The sequence below is a fragment of the Halobellus ordinarius genome (assembly GCF_031823395.1).
GTDB classification, from domain to species: Archaea; Halobacteriota; Halobacteria; order Halobacteriales; family Haloferacaceae; genus Haloquadratum; species Haloquadratum ordinarius.
On the sequence record NZ_JAVQKJ010000003.1, the window covers coordinates 493,735 to 517,352 of the forward strand.

23 protein-coding genes are annotated in these 23,618 nt (G+C 66.0%); 4 read left to right on the forward strand and 19 right to left on the reverse strand.

The genetic code is table 11. The annotated features are described in order from the left end of the window. Positions 1-41: 41 nt before the first annotated feature. The 11 genes from RJT48_RS05905 to RJT48_RS05955 form a co-directional block, all read right to left on the reverse strand. Positions 42-2,246 (reverse strand): universal stress protein, encoded by a 2,205-nt coding sequence (locus RJT48_RS05905; protein ID WP_311171314.1) that lies wholly within the window; start codon positions 2,244-2,246, stop codon positions 42-44. A gap of 1 nt (position 2,247) precedes the next feature. Further along, positions 2,248-2,745, reverse strand: a complete 498-nt coding sequence (locus tag RJT48_RS05910) for an NAD-binding protein (RefSeq protein ID WP_311171315.1) — start codon at positions 2,743-2,745, stop codon at positions 2,248-2,250. Between the two features lie 310 nt (positions 2,746-3,055). Next, positions 3,056-4,861: a Na(+)/H(+) antiporter subunit D gene (locus RJT48_RS05915; protein ID WP_311171316.1), complete on the reverse strand. Its 1,806-nt coding sequence runs from the start codon at positions 4,859-4,861 to the stop codon at positions 3,056-3,058. Continuing rightward, positions 4,861-6,915 carry a cation:proton antiporter gene (locus tag RJT48_RS05920; protein WP_311171317.1) on the reverse strand — a complete coding sequence of 685 codons (2,055 nt, stop codon included), beginning with the start codon at positions 6,913-6,915 and terminating at the stop codon, positions 4,861-4,863. The genes RJT48_RS05915 and RJT48_RS05920 overlap by 1 nt, the downstream gene beginning before the upstream one ends. Next, a complete protein-coding gene (locus tag RJT48_RS05925; RefSeq protein WP_311171318.1) occupies positions 6,912-8,474 on the reverse strand; it encodes a monovalent cation/H+ antiporter subunit D family protein in 1,563 nt (520 codons plus the stop codon). The genes RJT48_RS05920 and RJT48_RS05925 overlap by 4 nt, the downstream gene beginning before the upstream one ends. Continuing rightward, entirely contained in the window at positions 8,467-8,826 is a 360-nt protein-coding gene (locus RJT48_RS05930; RefSeq protein ID WP_311171319.1) for a cation:proton antiporter subunit C, read from the reverse strand. The genes RJT48_RS05925 and RJT48_RS05930 overlap by 8 nt, the downstream gene beginning before the upstream one ends. Continuing rightward, positions 8,823-9,344, reverse strand: a complete 522-nt coding sequence (locus RJT48_RS05935; protein WP_311171320.1) for an MnhB domain-containing protein — start codon at positions 9,342-9,344, stop codon at positions 8,823-8,825. The genes RJT48_RS05930 and RJT48_RS05935 overlap by 4 nt, the downstream gene beginning before the upstream one ends. Beyond that, positions 9,341-9,883 carry a DUF4040 domain-containing protein gene (locus RJT48_RS05940; RefSeq protein WP_311171321.1) on the reverse strand — a complete coding sequence of 181 codons (543 nt, stop codon included), beginning with the start codon at positions 9,881-9,883 and terminating at the stop codon, positions 9,341-9,343. Before RJT48_RS05940 ends, RJT48_RS05935 begins: the two co-directional genes overlap by 4 nt. Beyond that, positions 9,880-10,212: a monovalent cation/H(+) antiporter subunit G gene (gene mnhG, locus RJT48_RS05945; RefSeq protein ID WP_311171322.1), complete on the reverse strand. Its 333-nt coding sequence runs from the start codon at positions 10,210-10,212 to the stop codon at positions 9,880-9,882. The genes RJT48_RS05940 and mnhG overlap by 4 nt, the downstream gene beginning before the upstream one ends. Continuing rightward, on the reverse strand, positions 10,213-10,497 hold the full coding sequence (locus RJT48_RS05950; protein ID WP_311171323.1) for a cation:proton antiporter: 285 nt from the start codon (positions 10,495-10,497) through the stop codon (positions 10,213-10,215). Continuing rightward, entirely contained in the window at positions 10,497-11,696 is a 1,200-nt protein-coding gene (locus RJT48_RS05955) for a monovalent cation/H+ antiporter subunit E (protein ID WP_311171324.1), read from the reverse strand. Before RJT48_RS05955 ends, RJT48_RS05950 begins: the two co-directional genes overlap by 1 nt. A 222-nt stretch (positions 11,697-11,918) precedes the next feature. Between RJT48_RS05955 and hpt the strand changes: the two genes are divergently transcribed. Continuing rightward, complete coding sequence (gene hpt, locus RJT48_RS05960; protein WP_311171326.1) at positions 11,919-12,485, forward strand: hypoxanthine/guanine phosphoribosyltransferase; 567 nt, start codon at positions 11,919-11,921, stop codon at positions 12,483-12,485. Positions 12,486-12,525: 40 nt separating this feature from the next. Here the strand turns inward: hpt and RJT48_RS05965 are convergent, their stop codons facing one another. Beyond that, positions 12,526-12,828, reverse strand: a complete 303-nt coding sequence (locus tag RJT48_RS05965) for a transcriptional regulator (RefSeq protein ID WP_311171327.1) — start codon at positions 12,826-12,828, stop codon at positions 12,526-12,528. A gap of 109 nt (positions 12,829-12,937) precedes the next feature. Between RJT48_RS05965 and RJT48_RS05970 the strand changes: the two genes are divergently transcribed. Then, the gene (locus RJT48_RS05970; RefSeq protein WP_311171328.1) at positions 12,938-13,897 is read left to right on the forward strand and encodes a nucleotidyltransferase family protein; all 960 of its coding nucleotides are present in this window, start codon (positions 12,938-12,940) and stop codon (positions 13,895-13,897) included. Between the two features lie 133 nt (positions 13,898-14,030). Here the strand turns inward: RJT48_RS05970 and RJT48_RS05975 are convergent, their stop codons facing one another. The 6 genes from RJT48_RS05975 to RJT48_RS06000 form a co-directional block, all read right to left on the reverse strand. Continuing rightward, complete coding sequence (locus RJT48_RS05975; RefSeq protein WP_311171329.1) at positions 14,031-14,423, reverse strand: cupin domain-containing protein; 393 nt, start codon at positions 14,421-14,423, stop codon at positions 14,031-14,033. A gap of 182 nt (positions 14,424-14,605) precedes the next feature. After that, entirely contained in the window at positions 14,606-15,331 is a 726-nt protein-coding gene (locus RJT48_RS05980) for a diphthine--ammonia ligase (RefSeq protein ID WP_311171330.1), read from the reverse strand. Positions 15,332-15,437: 106 nt separating this feature from the next. Further along, a complete protein-coding gene (locus RJT48_RS05985) occupies positions 15,438-15,710 on the reverse strand; it encodes a DUF8066 domain-containing protein (protein WP_311171331.1) in 273 nt (90 codons plus the stop codon). 102 nt (positions 15,711-15,812) lie between these two features. Continuing rightward, the gene (locus RJT48_RS05990) at positions 15,813-16,508 is read right to left on the reverse strand and encodes an HD domain-containing protein (protein ID WP_311171332.1); all 696 of its coding nucleotides are present in this window, start codon (positions 16,506-16,508) and stop codon (positions 15,813-15,815) included. Between the two features lie 137 nt (positions 16,509-16,645). After that, positions 16,646-18,907, reverse strand: a complete 2,262-nt coding sequence (locus RJT48_RS05995; protein WP_311171333.1) for a BGTF surface domain-containing protein — start codon at positions 18,905-18,907, stop codon at positions 16,646-16,648. Between the two features lie 1,191 nt (positions 18,908-20,098). Further along, on the reverse strand, positions 20,099-20,719 hold the full coding sequence (locus tag RJT48_RS06000) for a histidine phosphatase family protein (RefSeq protein ID WP_311171334.1): 621 nt from the start codon (positions 20,717-20,719) through the stop codon (positions 20,099-20,101). Between the two features lie 198 nt (positions 20,720-20,917). Between RJT48_RS06000 and RJT48_RS06005 the strand changes: the two genes are divergently transcribed. After that, positions 20,918-21,835: a carbohydrate kinase family protein gene (locus RJT48_RS06005; RefSeq protein ID WP_311171335.1), complete on the forward strand. Its 918-nt coding sequence runs from the start codon at positions 20,918-20,920 to the stop codon at positions 21,833-21,835. Here RJT48_RS06005 and RJT48_RS06010 read toward each other — a convergent pair. After that, positions 21,829-22,629, reverse strand: coding sequence for a BtpA/SgcQ family protein (locus RJT48_RS06010; RefSeq protein WP_311171336.1), 801 nt, complete (start codon positions 22,627-22,629; stop codon positions 21,829-21,831). The genes RJT48_RS06005 and RJT48_RS06010 overlap by 7 nt on opposite strands. 614 nt (positions 22,630-23,243) lie before the next feature. Between RJT48_RS06010 and RJT48_RS06015 the strand changes: the two genes are divergently transcribed. Further along, a partial coding sequence (locus RJT48_RS06015) for a hypothetical protein (protein WP_311171337.1) occupies positions 23,244-23,618 on the forward strand: 375 nt, incomplete at its 3' end.

Consider the following 23,618-nt stretch of genomic DNA (forward strand, 5'->3'; position numbering starts at 1 on the left):
CGCTTCGAGACGGAAGCAACGCCGCTTGCAGGCAGAGCGGCTCAAAAGAGCCGCCGCTCGATCGCACGGACGAGTCGGCCGTGTACTTCGGACTCCTGCTGGTGGACGACCAGCACTGGACGGTCAGTACCCGTGAGATACGCGGCGATCGCGTCGTTCGTCCGCTCTTTGGCACTGACGACGACCAGGTCCGCGTCGGTGAAGGCCTCGGCGTTCTCCGTGTCCCCGAACGGGACACAGCTCTCGACCGGCACCGAACAGAGCGCGGCGACCTCGGCGTGGTAGTCCTGCAGCGTCTGTTCTTCGATCTCCGAGGCGTCCGGGCGGCCGGCGTACGCCAGCGTGATCGACCCGTTCCCGGCGACCGCCAGCGCGTCGGCGACGGCGATCTTCGCCGGATCGTAGGGGCCCTCGTCGGAGAGCACACCGACGATATCGAGGTCGCCCAGCCCCTCCGGGCCCACGTTCAGGAGGCCGACGTCGCAGGGCGCGTGACGGAGCACCCACTCCACGTCCGAACCGAACAGGAGCCCGCGAAGCCCCCGGGACGGTGCGGCGTCCTCCATCAGGAGCAGATCCGCGTCCGCGTGGTCGGCGTAGTTGACGACTGCGTGGCGGACGTCGTGACAGACGATCGTACCGCTGCTGACCGGGACGTCGAACTCGTCGTCGAGTTCGCCCGTCTGCGTCTCGAACTGGACGTCTGCCGGCGATTCCGTCTCGGAGGCGTACGTCAGCGACACCTGATCGGGCACCTGCTCGAACCGGGTAACGACGACCTCACCGTCGTTGGCGCGGGCGACGGCGGCCGCGGCGCGGACGAAGGGGCGCTCCTCCGCCTTCGAGACCTCGTGATCGAGCGCGACGAGAACCCGGTAATCGACCCCGCCGTCGTTGATCACCCTGCGTGTCCGATCGACGGCGTTGCGGCCGACCTGCCGACGGACCGCGTCGACCGCCGCACCCTCGCGGTCCACGCGGTTCCGGCCGTAGACGAGGAACCAGCCGACGCCGGCGACGGTCAGGACCACGGCACCGACAAGCGGAACAACCCCCATCTGCGTCAGCAACACCAGACCACTGACGACGCCGAAGACCTGAACCCACGGATACCACGGCCCGGTGAAGGACGGCTCGTAGGTCGTGCTGCCGTTCCGGAACGCCACGACAGCGACGTTGACCAGGACGAAGACGAGGATCTGGAAGGCGCTCGCGAGCTTTGCGATCTCGAGGATCGGGACGAACGCGATCAGAATCAGGAGGACGACCCCGGTGAGGGTAATGGAGTTCGAGGGCGTCCCGAACCGCTCGCTCACCGACGCCATCGAGTCGGGAACCAGACGATCCCGGGCCATCGCGAAGGGGTACCGCGACGAGGAGAGGATACCGGCGTTCGCAGTGCTCACGAGGGCCAAGAGCGCAGCGAGGATGACAGCGCCGACGCCCGCGGAACCGAGCGTCGCCTCGGCGGCGACGGCCATCGGCGTCGCGCTCTCGGCGATGTTCGTCGGGTCGGTCACGCCGATCATCACCGTGACGATGAGGGCATAGAGGAGGGTCGTGAAGGCCAGCGAGCCGAGGATTCCGAGCGGAATGTTGCGGTCGGGATTCGACACCTCCTCGGCGACGCTTGCCACCTTCGTCACCCCGGCGTAGGAGACGAAGACCAGCCCCGTCGCCGCCAGCAGTCCACCGATGCCACCCTCGAAGAAGGGTGTGTAGTTCGGCTGCCGGACGGCGGGGACGCCGCCGATCACGAACCAGACGAGCGCAGCGAGCATCACGACGACGATGACGACCTGCAACCGACCCGTCTGTTTGGCACCGAACACGTTCACGAGGACGAGCAGGACAGCCAGCCCGAGCGCGACCGGCGTCGTGACGCCCGGCGGCACGTCGAACAACAGAAGCAGGTACGGGACGCCGCCGACGAGCGCCAGGGCGCCTTTGAACGACAGCGCGAACCACGTGCCGATGCCGGCGACGGTGCCCAAAAGCGGGCCCATCCCGCGTTCGATGTACAGGTAGGTGCCGCCGGCCTCGGGCATCGCTGTTGCCATCTCCGCCTTCGAGAGGGCGGCCGGGACGACGAGAACACCCGCGAGAACGTACGCGAAGATGACGGCCGGTCCGGCAATCTTGATCGCGAGTGCCGGGAGAATGAAGATGCCGCTGCCGACCATCGCACCGATGCTGATCGCCAACACCGCGGGCAGACCGAGGTCGCGTTCGAGTGCTTTCGGCACGTCAGCAGTCCCTCCGGTCGGGGGACCGGTCCTGAGTTGATCGAGCGTCGCCCTCTCCTCCCGACCGTCCGGGAGCGGCCGTGAGGCCTTCGGAGACCTGCTCGCGGATCCCGTCCGAGAGGATCGCTGCCAGGCACACGGTCTCGACACCCAGCGCCTCGAACGCCTCGCGGTTCCGGGGGTCGTTGATCACGACGACGGTCTCGATGTCCGCCTCCGAGAGCCGAATCCGCTGTGCCAAAAGCAGGTTCGTGCTGTCGCTCCCGCTCGCGAGGTACGCGCGGTCGGCACGGGCCGTCGCGGCAACGACGGTCGAGTCCGCGTCCGACACGGGCGCCTGCGCGGCCCGAACACCGGCCCCGATCGCCCGTTCGACGGCCGCCTCGTCGCCGTCGAGGAACCCGACCGTCACCCCGTCCCCGCCGTCTTTGATCAGGTCCTCCGCCAGGCGGCGCCCGACCTGTCCCCCGCCGAAGACCAGTACGTGTGCGTCGATCATCGGTGTGTCTCGTGTCGTACTCGGTACAATTGTCTACTAGAAAGAAAAGGACAGAATGGCATAAATACTTCGTTTAGATGCGGAACTGTCCTTGAGATCTATATTAATTATTAATCCGTCATCCGTTCGTAGTCAGAAAAGCGGCAAAGCGAGTACTCACTCCGCGTGTCGAAAGCGAGAGCACCGCTTCGCTCCGCGAACGTTACCGGTGGGCACGGCTCGCGGGGAGGTGACGCCGGAACGTGCCATCTCGGCCCATTGTCGTCTCCGACGGTTGTCAGTGGTGTCGCGATCGGCGAAAACGACCGGCTCAGAGTAACCCGACCAGCGTGGCCGCGAGCACGGCGAGAACGAGCAGTATGCTCGTGGCGATACCCGCACGGAAGCTCCCGTCGCGGATGTCGTCGTCCGTGATCCCGAACAACCGCCCCACCGTCCCGCGGGCGACGGTATACGGATCGGATGCGACGTCGACCGCGGCCGTCGTCCCGATGACGACGAGTCGGTCGACGGCCGCGAAGAGTTCAGTGACGCCGCGGACGAGGCCGCGCGTGCCGTAGAAGGCGGCCGGTTCGACGACGACGTCGACGTCGATGCCCGTCCCGATCTTCGAGAGCGGTGTTTTCAGGGCCGCAAAGCCGACGACGCCGAGGGCGGCGAGGAGGAATCCCTCGCCGAGGTGGCTGAGCGTGAAGGGATGCGCGTCGGCGGTGCTGCCGGGCAGAAGCGCAAAGAGCGCGTCGGGATAGAGCCCGAGGATGACACACAGTGCGGCGACGCCGAGCATCGCCACGCGCTGGCCGGTGGCCGAGGGCTGGAGCGTCCAGGTCCCGGTCCCCTCCTTCAGGAACGCGTAGTAGCCGAACTTGATGAAGGACATAAACGTTCCCACGCCCGCGGCCAGCAGGATGTAGAAGATCCCGTCGAGGTGCTCCTTGTGGGCGGCCGCGGTGATCATCCCCTTGCTGACGAAGCCGTTGAACCCGGGGAAGCCGCTGATCGACAGCGCCGCCGCAGTGAACGCCAGCGCGGTCACCGGCAGCACCCGCCCCAGGCCGCCGAGGTACTTCAGGCTCTGGTTGCCCGTCCGCGCGATCACGACGCCCGCAGTCATGAACAGCAGCGCCTTGTAGAGGATGTGGTTGAACACGTGCGCGAACGCGCCCGCAGTCGCGAGCGCCGTGCCGACGCCGACCCCCGCGACCATATAGCCGACCTGCGACTGGATGTGATACGACAGGAGCCGCCGCATATCGTTCTGCAGGAGGGCGTAGACGACGCCGACGAGCGCCATCGCCGCGCCCATATAGGCGATCGCGAGGTTGCCGTCGGGGAACGCCCGGGCGAGGCCGTAGACGCCCGTCTTCGTGGTGTACACCGACAGGAAGACGCTCGCCGCGACGTGCGGCCGCGGGTAGGTGTCGGGCAGCCAGGTGTGCAGGCCCACGAAGCCGACGTTGACGCCGATCCCGATCGCCGCGAGGACGGCCGGCACGCCGGCGACGATGCCGTCCGCGGCGGTGAAGAGGAACGAGCCGACCACCGTGTACTGCCAGACCACCGCCGCCATCAGCAGGCTCCCGCCGAGGCCGTGGTAGATGGCGTACCGGAAGCCCGCCCGGACAGCCTCGCCGCCGTAGTCCCACACTAAGAGCGTGCTGGTGACGGCCATCAGCTCCCAGAAGAACACGAGCGTCAGCCAGTCGCCCGCGTAGACAGCGCCGAGGCTGGTCCCGACGTAGCCGAGCGCGAAGGCGGTCTGGCGGTTCTCCGCGTCCGACGAGTAGGAGTACAGCACCGCCGCCGCCCCGATGAGCCCGAAGATGACGCCCATCAGCCGCGAGAAGGGGTCGACGTTGAGCAGCACCGCATCGAAACCGAGGAACGAGGTCTCCAGATACACGCCGGCGGGGACGACGAGCGACCAGACGGCCACGCCGCCGGTCGCGAGGACGCCCAGGGCGTGGCCCAGGCGGCGCGAGAGCAGCGGCGCGACGAGCGCGACCGCCAGCACGACGAAAGCGGGCGGCACGACGGTCGGCACGTCGGCGGTCGGCAGCGACACCGAACTCTCGGCGGCGAGGATCGCTATAGCCGGGAGTGAAGCGGCGCTCATCAGAACACCACCCCCGTGACCTCGAAGACCACCCGCTCGATGAGCGCGAGGAAGACCATCCCGCGCGGCGCGAGGCCGAGCGCGACTGCCCCGGCCGCGGCGGCGGTGATCGGCCCGAGCATAAACCACGTGCTCTCGGCGCCGAGTCCGCGGCGCTCCCACCCGGACGGCGGCGGGCCGCCGTGGTGATCGTGGTTGTCGTGCTCGTCGGCCTCGACAGCCGTCTCTACGGTCGAGTGCCCGTCGGCGTCCGGTTCCGACGTTGGCTCCTCCGTGTCGTCGAGGTGATCGCTCGGATGTCTATCCACCGCGTAGTCGCCCTCGATCCGGGCTTCGATCTCGACTTGACTCTCCCCCTCGGACGGTTCGATGTCGGGTTCGACCCGATCGACGCCGTCGACCGGCACGTCCGGACCCCCGACCGAATCCACGGCGGCCACGGGATCGGACCAGCCGTCGGAGTCACCGTCGTCCGCGCTGTGGGATTCGTCCGCAGGCGCATCGGCAGACACGTCGCGGATCTCGACGTCCTCGATATCGTTGGACGCGTCGCCGGGTTCGTCACTTTCCACGTCGTCGGACGCGTCGCCGGGTTCGTCACTTTCCACGTCGTCGGACGCGTCGCCGGTCTCCTCGTCCCTCCGGTCGGTCCGTTCACCGCCGTCGGCGCGGAGCGGCCGGCCGCCGATCGGGAACTCGACGAGGGGCTTTTGATCCGCGTCCTCGGCGGTCTGGAAGAACGCCTGGTAGACGATCGGCCAGAAGTAGGCGATGTTCAACAGTCCCGATGTCAGGAGAACGAGCGCGAAGACCGCGTTGCCGGCGTCGATGCTGCCGATCAGGAGATACCACTTGCTCACGAAACCGGCCAGCAGCGGCAGGCCCGCCATCCCGAGGCTGGCGACGCCGAAGGCGGCCATCGTCAGCGGCATCCGCCGGCCGATCCCGGCCATATCGCTGATGTCGTCGGTGTGGGTCTCCACGTGGATCGCGCCCGCACAGAAGAACAGGGTGAGCTTCATAAACGCGTGCGCCGGGATGTGGAGCAGCCCGCCGATCAGCGCCGCCGGTGAGAGCAGCCCGAGTCCCAGCACGATGTAGGAGAGCTGGCTGATCGTCGAGTACGCGAGCCGGCGCTTCAGGTTGTCCTGCCTGAGCGCGATGATACTGGAGACGAGGATGGTAACCGCGGCCACCGCCGCAAGGGGGAGCCCGACGCCGAGTTGCGAGACCGTCTCCGGCCCGAAGACGTCGAGGACGACCCGCGCGATCCCGAAGACGCCGCTCTTGACGACCGCGACCGCGTGCAGGAGCCCCGAGACGGGCGTCGGCGCGACCATCGCGTCCGGGAGCCACGAGTGGACCGGAATGAGCGCCGCCTTCACGCCGAAACCGCCGGCGAGGAGCGCGAACGCCGCACGCGCCAGAATCGGATCCGCGGTCGCCAGATCGGCGATGCCGCCCGGCGTGAACGCGACCGTTCCGGTCGTCCAGAAGACGAGCACCGTCCCGGCGAGCACCGCGACGCCGCCGCCGAAGGTGTAGGTGAGGTACTTCCGGCCCGCCCGCCGCGCGGTGTCGCTCTCGTCGTGGGCGACCAGCGGGTACGTCGCCACCGTCAGGAGTTCGTAGAAGACGTATAGCGCGACGAGGTTCGACGCGAGCGCGACGCCGATCGCCGCGCCGACGCTGCCCGCGAACGCGGCGAAGTACCGCGTCTGTGAGTGCTCGTCGAGACCGCGCATATACCCGATGCTGTAGAAGCTCGTGACGAGCCAGAGCACGCTCGCGAGCAGCGCGAAGATCATTCCCAGCGGGTCGCCGCGGAGCGCCAGTTCGATGCCGGGGACGAACGTCCCCAGCCGCGAGACGAGGACGTCGCCCGCGAGCGCCGCAGGCAGGAGGCTCGCGACGGTCCCCAGCGTCGCGAGCGCCGTGAGGATCGTAACGCCCTCGCGGACGTTCGGTCTCCGGTGCGATGCGAGGATAGCGAGAACGCCGACGGCGGGGATGAGCACCGCCAGAAGCGGCCTGAGAGAGTCGATTTCGGTCATTGGAAGTACACCTCCAGCACGGGGTCGACGAAGGCGATCAGATCGGACGCGAACAGCCCGAGCAGTACCGCGCCGACGGCGGCAGCGACGACCACGAGGCGGGCCTCGACGGAGACGCTCGGGATCTCGGACGGCGGGTCGTCCTCGATAGACGACTCGGCTCCGTCGCCGGCGTCCGGTTCCGACTGCGATCCACCGTCGGCCACGGCGGTCTCGGCCGCGTCCTCAGCCACCTCGGCGGGCGCGGGCGCGTCGCGGAAGTACATCCGCTCTATCACCCGCGCGAAGTACGCGAGCGTCAGGAGCGTGCTCACGACCGCAACGGCGGCGACGATCGGGCGGCCCCCCTCGACCGCCCCGAGGACGATGTGCCACTTGCCGGCAAACCCGACGGCCGGGGGGACGCCGACGAGCGCGAACGCGAGCACTGCGACCGCCCCGCTCGTGATCGGTGCCCGGTCTGCGACGCCGGCGAGATCGTCGACCGTGCGGCCGCCCGCGACCCCCGCGAGCGCGCCGACGCCGACGAAGAGGCCCGCCTTCATCACCGCGTGGCCGACCAGGTGAACGAGTCCCCCGGTCGCGGCCGTCGTGTTGATGACCGCGAAGCCGGCGATCACCAGTCCGAACTGCGCGACCGAGGAGTACGCGAGCATCCGCTTGAGGTCGGACTGCAGCACCGCGAGTACCGAGCCGACCACGACGCTGACCGACGCGAGGATCACGAGCGCATCGAGCGCGAAGGGAACCGCTGCGTCGAATGCGGGCGTGAACACCACGTAGATGATGCGGAACAGGGCGTACGCCGCGGCGGTCGAGACGAGCGCCGAAATGTACGCCGTCACGCTGTCGGGCGATTCGGCGTACGCGTCGGGCTGCCAGGTGTGCAGCGGGAACAGCGCCGTCTTCACCGCGAGGCCGACGACGATCAGCCCGAAGCCGGTCAACACGAGCGGCGAGTCGTAGCCGACGGTCGGCAGCAGTTCCGCGAGGTTGGCCATATTCAAAGAGCCCGTCGAGATGTAGAGATAGCCGACACCGAGCAGATACAGCGAGGCCCCGATCGTGCCCACGAGGAGGTACTTCAAGCTCGCCATCGCCGCGGCGGGCGAGCGGCCGGTCGCGACCAGGGCGTACGTCGCGAGGCCGGTGATCTCGATGAACACGTACAGATTGAACAGGTCCCCGGTCACGAACACGCCGGAGATGCCCGCGGTGAGCAACAGCAGGCCGCTGTAGAAGCCGCTGGAGTGGGGGCCCGCGGTCCGCGCGTAGAGGACGATACCGAGGGTCACCGCCGACACGAGGAGGACGAGCGTCGCCGAGATGCCGTCGGCGACGAGTTCGATGCCGAACGGCGGCGTGTAGTCGCCGACCGCATAGGAGGATCGGCCGGTCGCGAACACCGACCCCGCGACCGAAAGCGACAGCCCGAGATGGGCGACCGCGGCGACCGCAGCCGCGACCCAGCCGGAACGGTCCCAGAGGCGACCGATCGCGATCGGCGCGAGCGCCAGCACGATCGGCACGACGACGAGCAACGCGAGCGCGTCAGTCATTCAGTTGCACCTCCCGAATCGCGTCTTCATCGAGGGTCCCGTAGGCGTCGTAGATCCGAACGATGAGCGCGAGTGCCACCGCAGTCAGGCTGACGCCGACGACGATGGCAGTCAGGATGAGCACGTGTGGCAGGGGACTCGCGTACGGCCCCGAGCCGTGGCCGACGATGGGCGGCGCGGCGCCGTCGACGAAGCCGCTCGTGACGAAAAACAGGAAGATACCGACCTGAAAGAGGTTCAGGCCGATGACCTTCTTCACGAGATTCGAGCTAGCGGTGACGGCATAGAGGCCGATCCCCACGAGCGCAACGAACACGAGGTAGTTGTAATGCGTCGAAAGCAGGTCTATCACGCGGCCTCACCTCCCGTCGTGTCGGCATCGGCGTCGCCGTCGTCACTTCTCGACTCGGCTTCGGAGCCGGAGACGCCCTCGAAGTCACCGCTGGCGAGACTGAAGAACAGCGCCACGATGACGCCGGAGACCACCGCTCCGATCGCGAGTTCCACGAGTTCGATTCCGTACTTGACGCCTTTGGTCCCGAACCCGTACGCGGCGTATTCCAGGAACGCGCCGTCCGCAACAACCGCGCCGATGCCGACGAACGCGAAGGTCGCGCCGCCGACCGCGATAGCCGTGCGGACGCCCGGCCCTTCGAGCCACATCCGCGTCGACTCGATTCCGAACGCGAACGCCAGAAGGAGGATCGCCGCGGCGACGAGGACGCCGCCCTGGAAGCCGCCGCCGGCCGACTCCGCGCCGTGGAACATCACGAACAGCCCGAACGTGAAGACGAACGGGACGACCACGCGGACCGTCGTCATGATGATCGTACTCTCTACGTAGGTTCCGTTCGGCTCTGATCCACTCATACGTAAGCCTCCTGTCGAAGAACGAGCAGCACCGCGACACCGGCAGCGATGACGACCGTCGCCTCCCCGAGCGTGTCGAACCCGCGGTAGGCAGCCAGCACAGCGGTTACGGCGTTTTCGACGCCGGTTTCGGTGTAAGCGTTATCCAGGTAGTACGCCGTGATCGGCGACGTCGCCACAGGCGAGTCGGCCGAACCGACCGCCGGAAGCGACCGGACGGTCGCAAGCAGCGACCCCATCAGGACGGCGACGATCGCGACCGAGCGCCACTCGATCCGTTCGAGCAACCGTTCGCCGGGCGGGCGGACGGTCTGGGCGATCGTCACGAGGAAGAAAACCGTCGTAATGCCTGCACCCACCGCGGCCTCGGTCAGCGCGACGTCCGGCGCCGCAAGCAGGATCCACGCGACGGCGATCCCGAAACTGAACGCGGCGAAGGCGATGATCGAATTCAGGACGTCGCGGAGGAGCGTCGCAGCCACGGCCGCGAGGACCGAGAAGGTGAGCGTGGCGTACAGTGCAAGCGACTCCGGCGTCACTCTTCTCCCTCCGTTGTCGGTGTGGCGTCGTCGGTCGTCCAGGGGGTGATCTCCTGGTCGTACGCGGCCCGCGTGATCGCGTGTGCGGCCGTCGGATTCGTCACGAAGAGCAGGAGAGCGAGCAGGACCGTCTTCAGGACCGCGAGATCCGCGCCGAAGACGAGCGCGACACCGCCCAGCGTCAGGAGGATCCCGAGCGTGTCACTCTTCGACGTTGCGTGCGCCCGCGTGTAGAGATCCGGGAGGCGGATGATCCCGACGACGGCGACGAACGCGAAGAACGTCCCCGAGGCGACCAAAAAGAGGACCAGCAGTTCCGTGATCGTCATTCAGATCACCCCACCGCGCTCGACGGTGAACTTCGAGATGGCGATGCTCATCAGGAAGTTCAGCAGGCCGTAGACGATCGCCACGTCGAGAAAGCCCGGCTGATCGAGCGCCGCCGCAAGCAGCGCGAGAACGACGACAGCGTTGGTGCCGATGCCGTTGACCGCGATGACGCGGTCCTGCATCGTCGGCCCGGCGACGATCCGGTAGACCAACACGATCGCGAACAGCACGAACGCGCCTGCCGCGCCGAGGAGAATCAGATCGAGCAGGCCGGACACCGCCATCAGGCGTCACCTCCCTCGGAGGGCGGTTCGGGCTCTCTCGTCGACTCGGACGCTGTGACCGATCCGGACTCGGTCGGCGAATCGACCTCCGGATCCGACTCGGCGACGACGGATTCGGCGGAATCTGCCGTCTCATCGGCCCCCGCTCCCGCGACGACCGAGATGCTCTCCCGCTCTGTCGGCGTCGGGATCCGCGCGCCGGCGCGGCCGTAGAAGATGAACCGGACTGCGCGTTCGAGGCTCCCGCCCGCGAGGCCATCGCGGGCGTCCCCCGTCAGGGTGTGGATTTCGAGCCCCTCGGGACCGACGTCGACCGTCAGCGTCCCGGGCGTGAGCGTGATACTGTTCGCGAGCGTCGTCACCGGAAGCCCGCCCCAGACGGCGGCGCGGAACCGCTGCATCTCGGGGTCGATCGGGAGGTCGGGGTGGAGGATGATGTAGGCGATCGAGAGGTTCGCCTTGATGATCTCCCAGACCAGATACGGCACGAACAGTCCCATCCGCAAGGTCCGAAGCGTGCTCCTCCGGAGCGACGGCGAGGTGACGAGCGTGACGTTCGAAAAGAGAGCGGCGGCCAGAATCGCCGTCAGCGCGCCGGTCGCGAGGTTGAACGGGGAGACCGACCCGGCGACGGTCAGATAGAACGCGTAGCTCAAGCCGAATGTCAGCACTCCCTTCGAGATCGTCGTCCGCGACACGAGGCGGGTCCGGGCCGTCTGCCGCCCGACCGGGGCTTCCTCGACCGCAAGATCTGTCCGCGAGAGTTCGACCTCGAAGGGGCGCAGCATCGGCGCGCTCCCCCCGGGGCGGAACTCGGGGTCGACGATCACTCGGTCGAGATCGTAGTTGGCTGCATACGCGGCGACCATATCCGCATAGTCTCCCGGGCTGAACAGATAACGGTCGATTCCGACGACCGCTGTCTCGATATCGACCGACGGGGGCGCGTCCGTCTCGTCGTCGAGATCCTCTCGCGCCCAGACGGTCACTCGTTCGAGGAGATCCTCTGTGGCCTCAGCATCGTCGGCCGACCCGCCGTCGACGCTCCGCCAGCGAGCGGGATACACGAAGTGGACAGTTGCGGATTCTGCCCCCTCCTCCGCTGCCGCCTTCGCCTCCCGGACTGCGTAGGCGACGGTGTTTCGGAGCGTAGAGGACTCGCCGACCGGGACGAGAATGCGAGCGCTGTCGGCGCCCATCAGCTACCACCCGCTGGGAAAGCCGCCGACTGCCGCCCGTCGGTCGCTCGATGCATACGTTACGATACCGTTACTAAGGGTACCAAATACGTCTTCCGCTCCGCCGTCGGTGCAGTCCGGTATCGACAGCGGGGTTTTAAACAATCGTTCGAAATCGTCCGTCGCGATTCTCCCCGGCGCCCGAACCGCCAGATTTTATTTTCGACCCGGAGAACCGTCGACATGGACCAACTGCGGCGGTCGCTTTTGGATGCGCCGATCATCGAGAAGGGAGACTACGAGTACTTCGTCCACCCCATCAGCGACGGCGTTCCGATGCTTCGCCCGCAACTCCTCCGGGAGATCGTGATCAAGATCATCCGGAAGGCCGAGATCGACAACGTCGACAAGATCGTCACGCCCGCCGCGATGGGAATCCACATCTCCACGGCGGTGTCGCTGATGACGGACATCCCGCTTGTCGTCATCCGGAAGCGGCAGTACGGCCTCGACGGCGAGGAACCGCTGAGCCAGCAAACCGGCTACTCCGAGAGCGAGATGTACATCAACGACGTCGACCCGGGCGACCGCGTGCTCGTCCTCGACGACGTCCTCTCGACGGGCGGGACGATGCGGGCGGTGCTCGATGCCCTCGACAACATCGGCGCCGAGATCGTCGATACCGTCGCCGTGATCAAGAAGGCCGGACCGAACGAACTCGACGACAGCGGCCACCACGTGAAGACGCTGATCAACGTCCGCGTCGAGGACGGCGAGGTCGTCATCGTCGACGAGCACGGCGACGATTAACGCAGAGAAAAGCAGAGACGGACACGGTCGCACCGACCGCTCACTCGATGACGAACTGCGGTTCAGCGATCCGCTCGGAGCGGCACTCCGGACACCGCGAGGGGTTGTTCAGCGGATCGTCGAAGCGATCGAATCCACAGTCTCGACACTCCGGTGGCGCGACCAGGAACTGCTCGCTGTCTCCCGCGCTCTCGACGCTACGGGCCACGTGATTGAGGTGCTGGTACACGGCCGATTTCGGGACGCCGACTGTCGCCGAGAGCGCCGTCGCCCCGTGTGGTTCCGTCCGCAACGCGGCCGCGATCCGCTCTCGGGTCGTGGCGTCGTCGTCCGACGTGGGCATACGAGACGGTAGGCTCCCGGAGGGGTATACGTCCTCCGGCACCGAACACCCGCCCGGATCGCGCCGCTCTTGGGAAACACACTTGACACTCCGCTCGGAGGATAGGGATATGAAGGCAGTCGTCCTCGCAGGCGGGTACGCGACGCGGATGTGGCCGATCACCAAACACCGGCCGAAGATGTTTCTCCCGGTCGGTGACGGAACCGTTATCGACGTCATCTTCGAGGATCTCGAAGCCGACGACCGAATCGACGAGGTGTTCGTGAGCACGAACGAGCGCTTCGCCGACACCTTCGCGGAGTTTATCGCCGACTCGCCGTACGATAAACCGACACTCTCCGTCGAAGAGACCGTCGCGGAAGACGAGAAATTCGGCGTCGTCGGCGCGCTCGCACAACTCATCGACCGGGAGGGCGTCGAAGACGACCTCGTGGTCATCGCCGGCGACAACCTGCTGTCGTTCGAAGTCTCGGAGTTCGTCGACTTCTTCGAGGCGAAGGCGACCCCGTGTCTGGCCGCCTACGACGTGGGCTCGAAGGAGCGCGCGAAGTCCTACGGCCTCGTCCAGTTGGACGGCGACCGCGTCACCGACTTCCAGGAGAAGCCCGAGGACCCCCAGAGCACGCTCGTCTCCATCGCCTGCTACGCCTTCCCAGCGGAGCGGCTCCCGGACTTCGAGACGTACCTCGCAGACGGCAACAACCCCGACGAGCCGGGGTGGTTTATGCAGTGGCTGCAGAACAGGGGCGACGTCCAGGCCTTTACCTTCGACGGCGCGTGGTTCGATATCGGGACGCCAGAGAGCTACCTCGACGCCGTCTCGTGGTACCTCGACGGCGGGACCTTCGTCCACGACGACGCGAGCGTCGAGGACGTCGAACTCGGCGAGACCGTCCACGTGATGGCGGGAGCATCCGTCTCCGAGTCCCGGCTCGAACGGACCGTCGTCTTCTCGGACGCCGTCATCCGGGATTCCGACCTCCGCAACACCATCGTCGACGAGGACGCCCGCATCGAGAATCTCGATCTGTCCGGCGCCCTGGTCGGCGCACACTCGCAGTTGGAGTAGTCGGCGCACACTCGCAGTTGGAGTAGTCGGCGCACACTCGCAGTTGGAGTAGTCGGCGCACACTCGCAGTTGGAGTAGTCGGCGCACACTCGCAGTTGGGTGCGGATCAACCTTCGACCCCCGAGCGCCACCGCTACGGATCGGATTCGGGTACCGTGTACTCGCCGAAGTCGCCGACTGTGCCGACCGGTGGAGCCCCGAACAGAATCCACGTCTGGACCGCGTCGTCGGTCTCGTTACGAATGCTTCTCGACGGCTCCGGGCCGATGCGGACGACACCGCCGCGCGCGACTTCGTACGTCGATCCATCGATCCCTACGAAGCCGCCATCGAGGGCGACGTAGACCTCCTCCTGTCGTTCGTGGGCGTGCGGTGTCGTCGATTCTCCCGGGCCGAGGCTCACCGTGTTCACGCGCATCTCCGTGCACCCGAGCGCTTCGGTGAGCTTCCGGTGGTGGAGTCCGGACTCCGGAAACCGCTGCTGTTCGATTTCCTGTGGGTCAACGACGCTGAAATCCCCCGTCATACACCCCACTTTGCGGAGGATTGTCATAGTCAGCGTGGGTTTCATAATGACTATTGTAACTGTTTGCCGATGCTCGCCATCCCCCGGTGCCGGCAAGCACCGAGAAGAGACGCCAATAGTCAGTATCACCCGCCCACGGTCTGTGCGACGCGCGGCCGCTCGGAGGCCAACCCGACCGGCGGCTACTCGCCGAGCCAGGCGTCCGTCACGCGGATGTGGCCGCGCGTCCCCTCCCAGACGGTCTCGTACTCCAGTTCGATCGGCCGCCGCATATGCGGGCCGTCGGTGACGAGCGTCTCGAACTCTCCACCCTCACCGAGGATGTGAACGCCGTACGCTTCGTTGAGATCGACCAGCTCCGCGAGCGCCTCGGCGTCGAGCGTCCGGCCGAGCCACGATTCGTCGAGGCCGCGGGCGGCGACCTGGACGATCCGGATCTCGAAGCCCGCAGCGAGCATCGCCTCGGCCAGTTCCCGCGGGTCCCGACCCCAAAGCGGTGCGAAGAGGTCGATTCCGAGCCGCTCGCACATCCCGCGGATCCGCGACGTCTGAAACTCGCTTTCGACGGCGCCGGCAGTGACGCCCGCGAGGTCGCCGTCGAGTGACGCTTGGAGATCCGCGAGCGCGGCTTCCAGCGGCTCCAGTTCCCGGTCGCCCTGTGCGCCGGCGTCCTCGACGTCCGCGGCGCCGAGGTCGTCCGGTTCGATTTCGACGAGTTCGATCCCGATACTCTCGGCGGCCAGCCCGGCCAGCCGCGTCTCGGGAACGTGGTACATATACGAATCGTCGCCGGGGTGGACAGTCAGGAGATGCGAGACGTCGAGTCCCTCCTCGAGGGCTCGGTAGAGCGCCCACGAGGAGTCCTTTCCGCCCGAAAAGAGGCTGACCCAGCTGCCGGAGTCGGTCATTGTCGAGTGCAGGTCGCGAGCGTACAAACGATCACCGGTTCGTCCGTTCCGGCGACGAAACGGTTCGACAACCGCAGTCACAGAGCGAACGCGCCTGATCTTTCGGTTACTCGTCGTCGTCGCTGCCGTGACGCGGTGTCGATTCGATCCCGGCTTTCGCTTCCTGCGCTGCAGCGATCCGTTCGACGGCCGCGACAAGCCGGAAGACCGCGGCGACGAGGAGCCAGGCGATGTAGATCCCGGCGACGACCCCGACGAGGACGACCCACAGCAGGATCTGGGCCGCGATCACGACGCTGTATACGAACGTCACGAGGACGACGACACCCAGGGCGATCTGTACACGTTTCGATGGCTGTGGAGGGTATTCGGCGGACACGCTCGCGACCTTTCGGCCCGGCAAAGTAAGTTCTACTGGACGCTTCGGATTCCGGTTCCGCCGCTGGTCGGCAGGCGCCCGGTGGTCGCGTCGCCGCGACCTTCAGCGCAGGCCGTCGGACTCGGCGTGGTCCATCTCCGAGACTTCGGCTTCGAGCCACTCACGGAACCACTTCACCCGCTTGAGTCGCTTGTGGGCGATCGTCTCAGCGGCGTCGGAGTCGATCCGCTCCGTGGCGTCGCGGCCGCGCTGGAAGACGCGGTCGACCATCTCCGCGGCGTCCATATGCGTCCGCGATTCGTATCCCATCCGGAGCAGCATCAGCGCCGTGCCGTTGGCGCCGACCTTATCGAGGATATCGGCCTCGATGAGGCTCTGGGTCTCAAGGGAGACGTCCGAGAGCGGCCCCTGATAGGAGTGATCGGCGACGACCTGACACACCTGTTCGACGAACGACTGCGGGAACCCGCCACGGCTGGTGAGGTACTCGCGGGCGACACGGGCGCCCTCGTCGGCGTGGACTTCCTGGTCGGCTTCGAGTTTCGAGATGTCGTGAAACAGCGCCGCGACGCGGACCACGTCGACGTCCGCACCCTCGCGCTCGGCAATTTCGGTCGCGAGGTCGACGACGTTCAGGATGTGGTTGTATCGGTATTCGGCGTTGTGCCAGGGGTACCACCGCATCCGGCCGCCGTCCTCCTCGCTTTCGACGCTCGCTGCGAGGTAATCGCGGACGAACCGCTTCATCTCCTCGAACTCCTCGTCGGAGACCGCCGATTCCTTGATCTCAACGCCCACGGAACCACCTCCGTTCTCCCTCGCGGGGAGGTCCCACGAGATCCGAATTCGCGTTTAGGTTCATTATCGAATAGAACGGCGCTTCGGTTCTTAGGCGTTACGACGAGCGTACGGTCAGCTTCGAACGGAAAGCGCGCTCAGCCGGACCGCGAGACGAACAGCCCGACAGCGAGGATTGCCCCGACTGCGACGAACACGTCGAACTCGAAGAGCCGGTCACGGAGGCTCTCCCCGGCGGACTCGTCGACAAAAGTCCCGATCACGCCGCCGACGAACTGCCGCGTCGAGTCGATCACGGTATCGTCGGAGTCGCGAGTCGACGTGACGGTCGGCTCGGGCGTCGATGTCGACTCCTCGGCCGCCGCAGGGTCGCCTGCCGCTGGTGCTGAACCGCCGCCACCGCCGCCACCGGAGGGGGTCGCAGTCGCCGCCCGCGTTGCCGCCGAGGTCGTTTCGACCGGACGAACCTCGCCACGGAGGTCGAGTTGCGCGCCCGGATCGATCACCCGGACGTCGGACGTCACGGTGAATGCGTCGCCGACTCGCTGGTCCTCGAAGTCGACCGGTGCCGACCACGTTCCGTTCGGATTGACGGTCGCGTGGGTCGTTTTCAGAAACGCCGGCTCCGTCCCGTTCGTGGATCGGACCCGGAGGCGCACTTCCGACCCGGGCGCGACCGTGGTCGACCCGCTGATCGACTGGTTCGCCGCAGCGACGACGGTGACGGGCTCCGACGCCGGCGTGATCGTCCCCTCGAGGAGCGCGTATTCGGCGGAGAGGTGTCGCTCATCGTCCGCGAGGTCGGCGTACGTGCCGTTCTCGCGGGCGGCGAACGACGCTGTGAGCTCGTCGCCGGCCGCAACGGGGAGCGCCGGATCCGCAGTGCTGTAGACGAGGAAATACGTGTCGTTGCCGGGATCGGCGACGACTCGGGCGGTGCTTGCGTTCACCCCGAGCGGCTCCGCGTCGGCATTGGGAACGTCGCTCCGTGTCACGTTCAGGTCGTAGAGTGCGTCGGTGCCGCTCTCGGCCGACGCCGCGAGCGCGAAGAACGTTTCCGTCGCGTTCCCGGACTGGCGCGCGAACTCGCCGGCCAGTCCCGGCAGGACGAGTTGGTGCACGACGCGGTCGCCGTCAGCGACCGCTGCTGTCCGCGTGAGGTGACCCGCCTCGATCGCCGCGGAGACGTCTGCGGCGTCGTCGTACGTCGCGCCCGCCGGGGCGGTCCGCGTGAGGAGTCGCTTGGGTTCGGCCGTCGCCAGAACGAGCGTGCCGACGCCCTCGGACGGCGTGCTCGTGTCCGTTCCCGCACGGACCGAAAGCTCGTACTCGCCGGGATCCAGCGGTTCTGACGGGGCGTTTTCGTCGTCGACGTCGGCCGCGATGACCTCGTCGGCGCCGTCAGACTCGGCTTCACTGCCGACCGCGAAGACGTCGCCGCCATCCGCGGGGAGCGTACTCGCGTTCACGACGGCGGCCGTATTGAACCGCACCCAAACCGTCCCGTCCCCGTCGCGGTCGGCGACGGTGGCGTTGGCGCGGATACCGACCGCGGGCCCACCGACGGTCAGCGTCGCGGTGTCGGTGTACGCCAGGTCGACCCTGAACACGGCGACGTCGCCCGCGTGCTCCTCGACGACGGAAGATCGGAGTCCCACCGTACGCTCCGAGGCGTCGACAACGTGAATCCGACCTCCGCTCGCAGTCCTCCCGGTCTCGACGTCGGTCACGTTGACCGTGTAATTCCCCCGGCCGGCGTCAGTGAGCGAGTCGTCGTCGAAGGAGTACTGTTCGTTCCCGTTCCCGCCGAGCGTTCGATTCACGCGATCGACGACCGCGTCCTCGTCGGTGTCGCGGAGGCGGATTTCGACGTCCCGCCCAGCCGCGTTCGCGGAGACGGTTCCCTCGATCGCGTCGGCGGTCGTGACGTTCCGGTCCGTGACGGTGGCGTTCAGCCCCAGCGATCGGACGGAGAGGTCGGTCCGCTGATCGACGCTCCCGCCATCGAGGAACGTTTCGACGGTGTGCTCGCCGCTCCAGTTCCGCGACCCGGTATCGAAGACAAAGGCCTGGCTGCCGGGGCCCGTGCTGCTCGCGAGTCGCAACGCCCCCGTTTCGTTTTCGACCTCGAAGGCCTGATCGTGGTCGGCAGAGCCGTCGGTCGCGACGAACGCGACGGTCGCGTTCTCGAAGGTGCTGGCGTCGTCGCCCTCGGCCAGCGTCGCGGCTGTGACCGCCACGTCGACCTCGCCGGGCCTGATCGTCTCGGTGTCGGCGGAGTCGTTCACTGCGTCGATGGTGACAGTCGCGGTAGCGCGGGAGTTCAGCGCCGTGTCCGAACTCAGCACGACCTGTCCGTCGGCCGAGCCGTCAGCATCGAGCGTGTAGCGGTCGGTCACGTCCGAGCCGTCGACCGTGACGGTGATGTTGTCGGCGAGCGTCAGTCCGCCTGCCTTCCCGCCCGCCTTCGAGACGTCCTCGCTGAACGGGACCTCGATGACGCTTTCGGTGTGCGTTAGCGTCGTTCCCGCGAGGCTACCGATCGAGAATTCGGTTACTGAACCGTGGGTGAGGGGTCCGGTATCATCGTTAGAAGTCTCATCTTTCTTTTCAATGGTTGCATTTGAAATCCGTTTTTCTCCAGCACTTTCATCCGAATATGTGGAATTTATATCATCATTATCTTCGACGTAAAGTACTCCATTTTTATCTGATTCGTCTACAGAGATCGTCCCTGAGAATTTATCTCCCTCAGTATGTTTGATTTCAATCGTCTCTCCAAGATTATAGCCGATTGTGTCATCTGAATCCGATTGAGAAGTTAATTGGATCTCAAGTGTTCCATTTTCATTCCGAGAAACACTGCTTATTCTACCTGAAGAGTCTCCGTTATTATCATAAACTACATCGTCTGGAGTTATTTTATTATCCCCATTAGCGTCAGAAACAGGATAGTTTGTTGTGACCAACTTAGTTCCATCAGGGACGTCCTGATTAAGAATAGTCTCTTTCGATTCACTCTCCGACTGAATATTAATAACATACTCCTCGCTCGTGGACAGGTCCCCATCCTCGACGGTGACAGTCACGGTATCGCCGGGAGAGTACGTCGACGAATCGAAGGAAATCTCTCCCTGGTCAGCGGCGACGACGGAGGCGAACGCGCCGATGCCGGCCACCGGACTGAGAAGAAGCAGCACCACGAGGGAAACGATCCAAACGGTTCGAAGTCGAGATCTCTGATCTGTCATACCGTAGGTGGACACCGACGACCACCGAACTGGCCGCGCCGCAGCTCTCGCGAGCGGATTCAGTCGCTGTGAGTCGACCTCGCTGTCGGAAGACAGCGATCGCTCCCGTCACCGGCTGCATTCCGCTTTTTGTGTGATCGCCCCACTACCGACGCCGACGGATCACAGCCGTGCGAATGCCGGCATCGGCCCCACTGAATGCGGTGCAGTCGATCGATCCTGTGCCCACGCGGTAGGACCGGAATTGCCGATAAATATCCTTCTTTTTGCCGCTCAGACTGTCAAATTTAACATTTGAATTGCTGTACAATACTCACGGTTGCGACTGCCACCCCCGGGTCATTGATCGAGATGAGCCGTGTCGCCGGAGCAGTCCAGCTGCCATCCCTCCGCGTCGGATACGAGGCGCGTCAGTCCGCACAGCGGCGCCTCGACCCCCTCCGTCGAGCCGACGAGTCCATCGATGACGCCACCGATCGTGAGTCCGTGGCCGACGAGGAGCACCGCGCCGTTGTTCTCGGCGACGAGACGGCGGGTTGTCTCGCCAACCCGCGCTATCGCCTCGGCGTGCGTTTCCGGAAAGGTTGGGATCACGTGAGGTTCGTGATCGAGGCGGACGGTCTCGAACCGACCGGCCAGGTGTTCCCGCGGAAGGATCTCGGGTTCCGCGTCGAACCACTCGGGGTTGCGGTGTTCGCCGAGTCCGGGTTCGAGTCGAAATTCCGCACCGAGTTCCCGGCAGATCTCGCCGGCCGTCTCGACAGCGCGGAGAAAGGGCGAGGCGTAGACGGCGTCGAACGACTGCTCGGATTCGACGAACCGGCGGCCGACTCGCCACGCCGCCCAGCGGCCGAGTTCCGTCAGCGGCGGATCGTGGACGCGCTCGGCGGTCGAGTCCCAGTCCGGATCGACGGTATCCTGGCGTTCCCCGTGTCGGACCACCCAGACGACATCGGCCATCTCGTTTTGCTGGTAGTTCCGGGGAGGCTTGTCGTTTGGGAGGCGGCGCGTCCGGGAAATCCGCCCGTTCGGAGAACCACTGTTTAGTGGCGACACCAACAGTGTACCGATATGTTCGCGATTCGATCGCTCTCAGATCGACGCTGCAGCGCCGGGCAAGCAGATTTCGTACCAGAACCGGCGGCGGGCTAATCCCGGATGGCTTCGATCGTCACCGTCGGGAGCGCAGTGCTCGATCACGTCTACGTCCTCTCGAACCTCCCGAAACCGGATGGTGGAGCATTCGTCAGGGACTACGAGCGCCGAGGCGGCGGCGTCGCGGCGAACGTGGCGTGCGGCCTCGCTGCCCTCGGACACGACGCCGCGGTCGTCTCGCGAGTCGGCGACGACGATGCGGCCGAGACGATCATCGAGTCGGTCCGGGAGTGGGGTGTCGATGCCGACAACATCCGGCGTGGTGAGGGGGCATCGTCGTACACGCTGATTCTTCGCGGGCCGGAGGGCGGCCGGATGATCGTCGCCGGCGGTGACAGCGTCCCAGCGTTGCGACTAAAAGAAGGCGACCGCCAACGGCTTCGGACCGCCGAGGTCGTCTTCACGAGCGCCTACGCGCCCGATCGGGTCGTCCGCGACCTCGTCGAACAGCGACGTACCGGCACGATCGATGCCCTGGCGTTCGATCTCTCGGGGCCGCTCTCGGAACTTGAGGGCCGCGGGACGACGCCCGAAACGATCGACGCGGCGGCGGCCGCCGCGGATCTGTTCGTCACCAACGAGATAGCGGCTCGATCCTACCTGGCCGAGGAGCCGAAGCCGGCCGCGCGGACCCTCCGAGAGACTGGCGCACGCCGCGTCGCGGTCACGGTCGGCAGGGATGGCGCCTACCTGGCCGGCAAATCGGATGAACCCATTCACGTTCCTGCGATAGCGTGTGACGTCGTCGATACGACCGGTGCGGGCGACCAGTTCACCGCGGCGCTGATTCACGCGTGGGTGTTGAGCGATGCCGTTCCGCGGACAGCCGGCCAAATAGCCGCGGACGCGGCCGCACAGAACTGTACGGCTCCGGGGCCGCGCGGTGCACTCGCCACGCCGTCGGATCTACCGGATCAGTGATCCGCGGCGGCGACGAGTTCCCGGACGCCTTCCTCCTCGACCGGCGCGGTCGCCTCGCCGCCCTGCTTCAGGGCGCTGCCCACGATGACGCCGTCCGCGATCGAGAGCGTCTCCGCGACCGTCTCGTGCGTGACGCCGCTCCCGACGAACACGGGCACGTCGACGCCGAGTCGGTCCCGGGCTGCGACGACCGCTTCGAGGTGGTCGCGATCGGTTTCGCGACCGGTGCCGGCGCCGCTGGCGATGATTCCGTCGGCGTGCCCCCGTTCGATCAGGTCGGCAAGCGTCTCCGCCAGCGGCCGCTCGGCGATCGGCGCGGAGTGCTTCACGTCGATATCGGCCAGGATGTCGACGTCGGCGTCGAGACGCTCGCGGAGCCGGACCGTCTCGGCCGCCCGTCCCGACACGATCCCCTGGTCTGTCACGCGGGTGCCGGTGTGGACGTTCACCCGGACGAACGACGCGTCGGTCGCCGCGGCAATCGAGACAGCGGCCGCGGCGTCGTTTCGGAGAACGTTGACGCCGATCGGCAGGTCGACCGTCCGCCGGAGGTCGGCGACGAGTGCGGCCATCGAGGCGACGGTGTGTTTCGGAACGTCGTCCGCGTAGAAAGGCGTGTCGCCGAAGTTTTCGACCATCAGCGCGTCGACTCCGCCGGCAGCCAGCCGCTGTGCATCCCGGCGCATCGCCTCACTGATCGCCGTCCGGTCGCCGTCGAATTCGGGGGCACCGGGGAGTGCATCGAGGTGGACCATCCCGACTATCGGTCGGGCGGCGTCGATCACGCGGGTCATCGGCGATCCGCCTCCGGCGCGCTGCGTGTTCGTGTGGGGTTTCCGTTTGCCATATCGTGTCTGTCCGGGGCTGTGCCTAACAATTCTTCTCTGTGTTCAGGTGTGGGAACTGCAGAGGGAAAGTCAGAGAATCGGTGGCGCCGTTGGAAATCAAGTCTACGATAAGTCGACCTGAATACATTTCGAGTCGTCGAATTGCGAGAGGACGGTCTTTTTCGATGGAATATTCCGGAACGGATTTCGAGTAGTTCTGGGCCAGTTCGAACATCCTAAGTAAGGTACCACTCGTGTCGAGGGGTTCCCAATTCGGTGCAAGCTGAAAGTCGAAAGCCGAGCGTACTGACGTGATTGTAGCGAAGGGGACCAGGATACGTTTCTCAATATCGTTCGGACCGAAACAGACGACTGCGAGCAGTTCGACGTTTCACCGCTTCGGTATCGACGGTGTACGGCGAATGTCCTCGCCGAACTCGACAGAGTTGCGCCGGCACGGTGGACGGTATGTAGCAACCGTTCCGGCCGACAATACGTGACTTCGGACGGTCAGCACAAGGGGGAGCTTATTACGAACTTGATGATTATTAACTAAACTCTCGTGCCCCGACAACCTCTCTATGCGACGGGTTCTCGCGCTGACTTTACTAAGCCTCGTCTTTGTCTTGCTGACAGTCGCAAACGGGGCATCTGCCATCCCTCTTTCGGATCGACAGACTGCGGACGGCGGGCAATTTGAGTCCACGTGGAGTCATCCAGACGACGTGGCTGTCTTCTATTCTCCTCTGTACCTTCTCCAAGACGACGAAGAGGATGAAGAAGAGGACGCCGAGGAGGATGAAGAGGACGAGGATGCAGAGGAGGACGAAGAAGACGACGAGGATGCAGAGGAGGACGAAGAAGACGACGAGGATGCAGAGGAGGACGAAGAAGACGACGAGGATGCAGAGGAGGACGAAGAAGACGACGAGGATGCAGAGGAGGACGAAGAAGAC

What these genes read in the sequence shown, in the direction of transcription:
- RJT48_RS05910 (WP_311171315.1), bottom strand. Translation starts at nt 2,745, where the DNA reads ATGATCGACGCACACGTACTGGTCTTCGGCGGGGGACAGGTCGGGCGC.
- RJT48_RS05915 (WP_311171316.1), bottom strand. Translation starts at nt 4,861, where the DNA reads ATGAGCGCCGCTTCACTCCCGGCTATAGCGATCCTCGCCGCCGAGAGT.
- RJT48_RS05920 (WP_311171317.1), bottom strand. Translation starts at nt 6,915, where the DNA reads ATGACCGAAATCGACTCTCTCAGGCCGCTTCTGGCGGTGCTCATCCCC.
- RJT48_RS05925 (WP_311171318.1), bottom strand. Translation starts at nt 8,474, where the DNA reads ATGACTGACGCGCTCGCGTTGCTCGTCGTCGTGCCGATCGTGCTGGCG.
- RJT48_RS05935 (WP_311171320.1), bottom strand. Translation starts at nt 9,344, where the DNA reads ATGAGTGGATCAGAGCCGAACGGAACCTACGTAGAGAGTACGATCATC.
- mnhG (WP_311171322.1), bottom strand. Translation starts at nt 10,212, where the DNA reads ATGACGATCACGGAACTGCTGGTCCTCTTTTTGGTCGCCTCGGGGACG.
- RJT48_RS05950 (WP_311171323.1), bottom strand. Translation starts at nt 10,497, where the DNA reads ATGGCGGTGTCCGGCCTGCTCGATCTGATTCTCCTCGGCGCGGCAGGC.
- RJT48_RS05955 (WP_311171324.1), bottom strand. Translation starts at nt 11,696, where the DNA reads ATGGGCGCCGACAGCGCTCGCATTCTCGTCCCGGTCGGCGAGTCCTCT.
- hpt (WP_311171326.1), top strand. Translation starts at nt 11,919, where the DNA reads ATGGACCAACTGCGGCGGTCGCTTTTGGATGCGCCGATCATCGAGAAG.
- RJT48_RS05965 (WP_311171327.1), bottom strand. Translation starts at nt 12,828, where the DNA reads ATGCCCACGTCGGACGACGACGCCACGACCCGAGAGCGGATCGCGGCC.
- RJT48_RS05970 (WP_311171328.1), top strand. Translation starts at nt 12,938, where the DNA reads ATGAAGGCAGTCGTCCTCGCAGGCGGGTACGCGACGCGGATGTGGCCG.
- RJT48_RS05975 (WP_311171329.1), bottom strand. Translation starts at nt 14,423, where the DNA reads ATGACGGGGGATTTCAGCGTCGTTGACCCACAGGAAATCGAACAGCAG.
- RJT48_RS05980 (WP_311171330.1), bottom strand. Translation starts at nt 15,331, where the DNA reads ATGACCGACTCCGGCAGCTGGGTCAGCCTCTTTTCGGGCGGAAAGGAC.
- RJT48_RS06000 (WP_311171334.1), bottom strand. Translation starts at nt 20,719, where the DNA reads ATGGCCGATGTCGTCTGGGTGGTCCGACACGGGGAACGCCAGGATACC.
- RJT48_RS06005 (WP_311171335.1), top strand. Translation starts at nt 20,918, where the DNA reads ATGGCTTCGATCGTCACCGTCGGGAGCGCAGTGCTCGATCACGTCTAC.
- RJT48_RS06010 (WP_311171336.1), bottom strand. Translation starts at nt 22,629, where the DNA reads ATGACCCGCGTGATCGACGCCGCCCGACCGATAGTCGGGATGGTCCAC.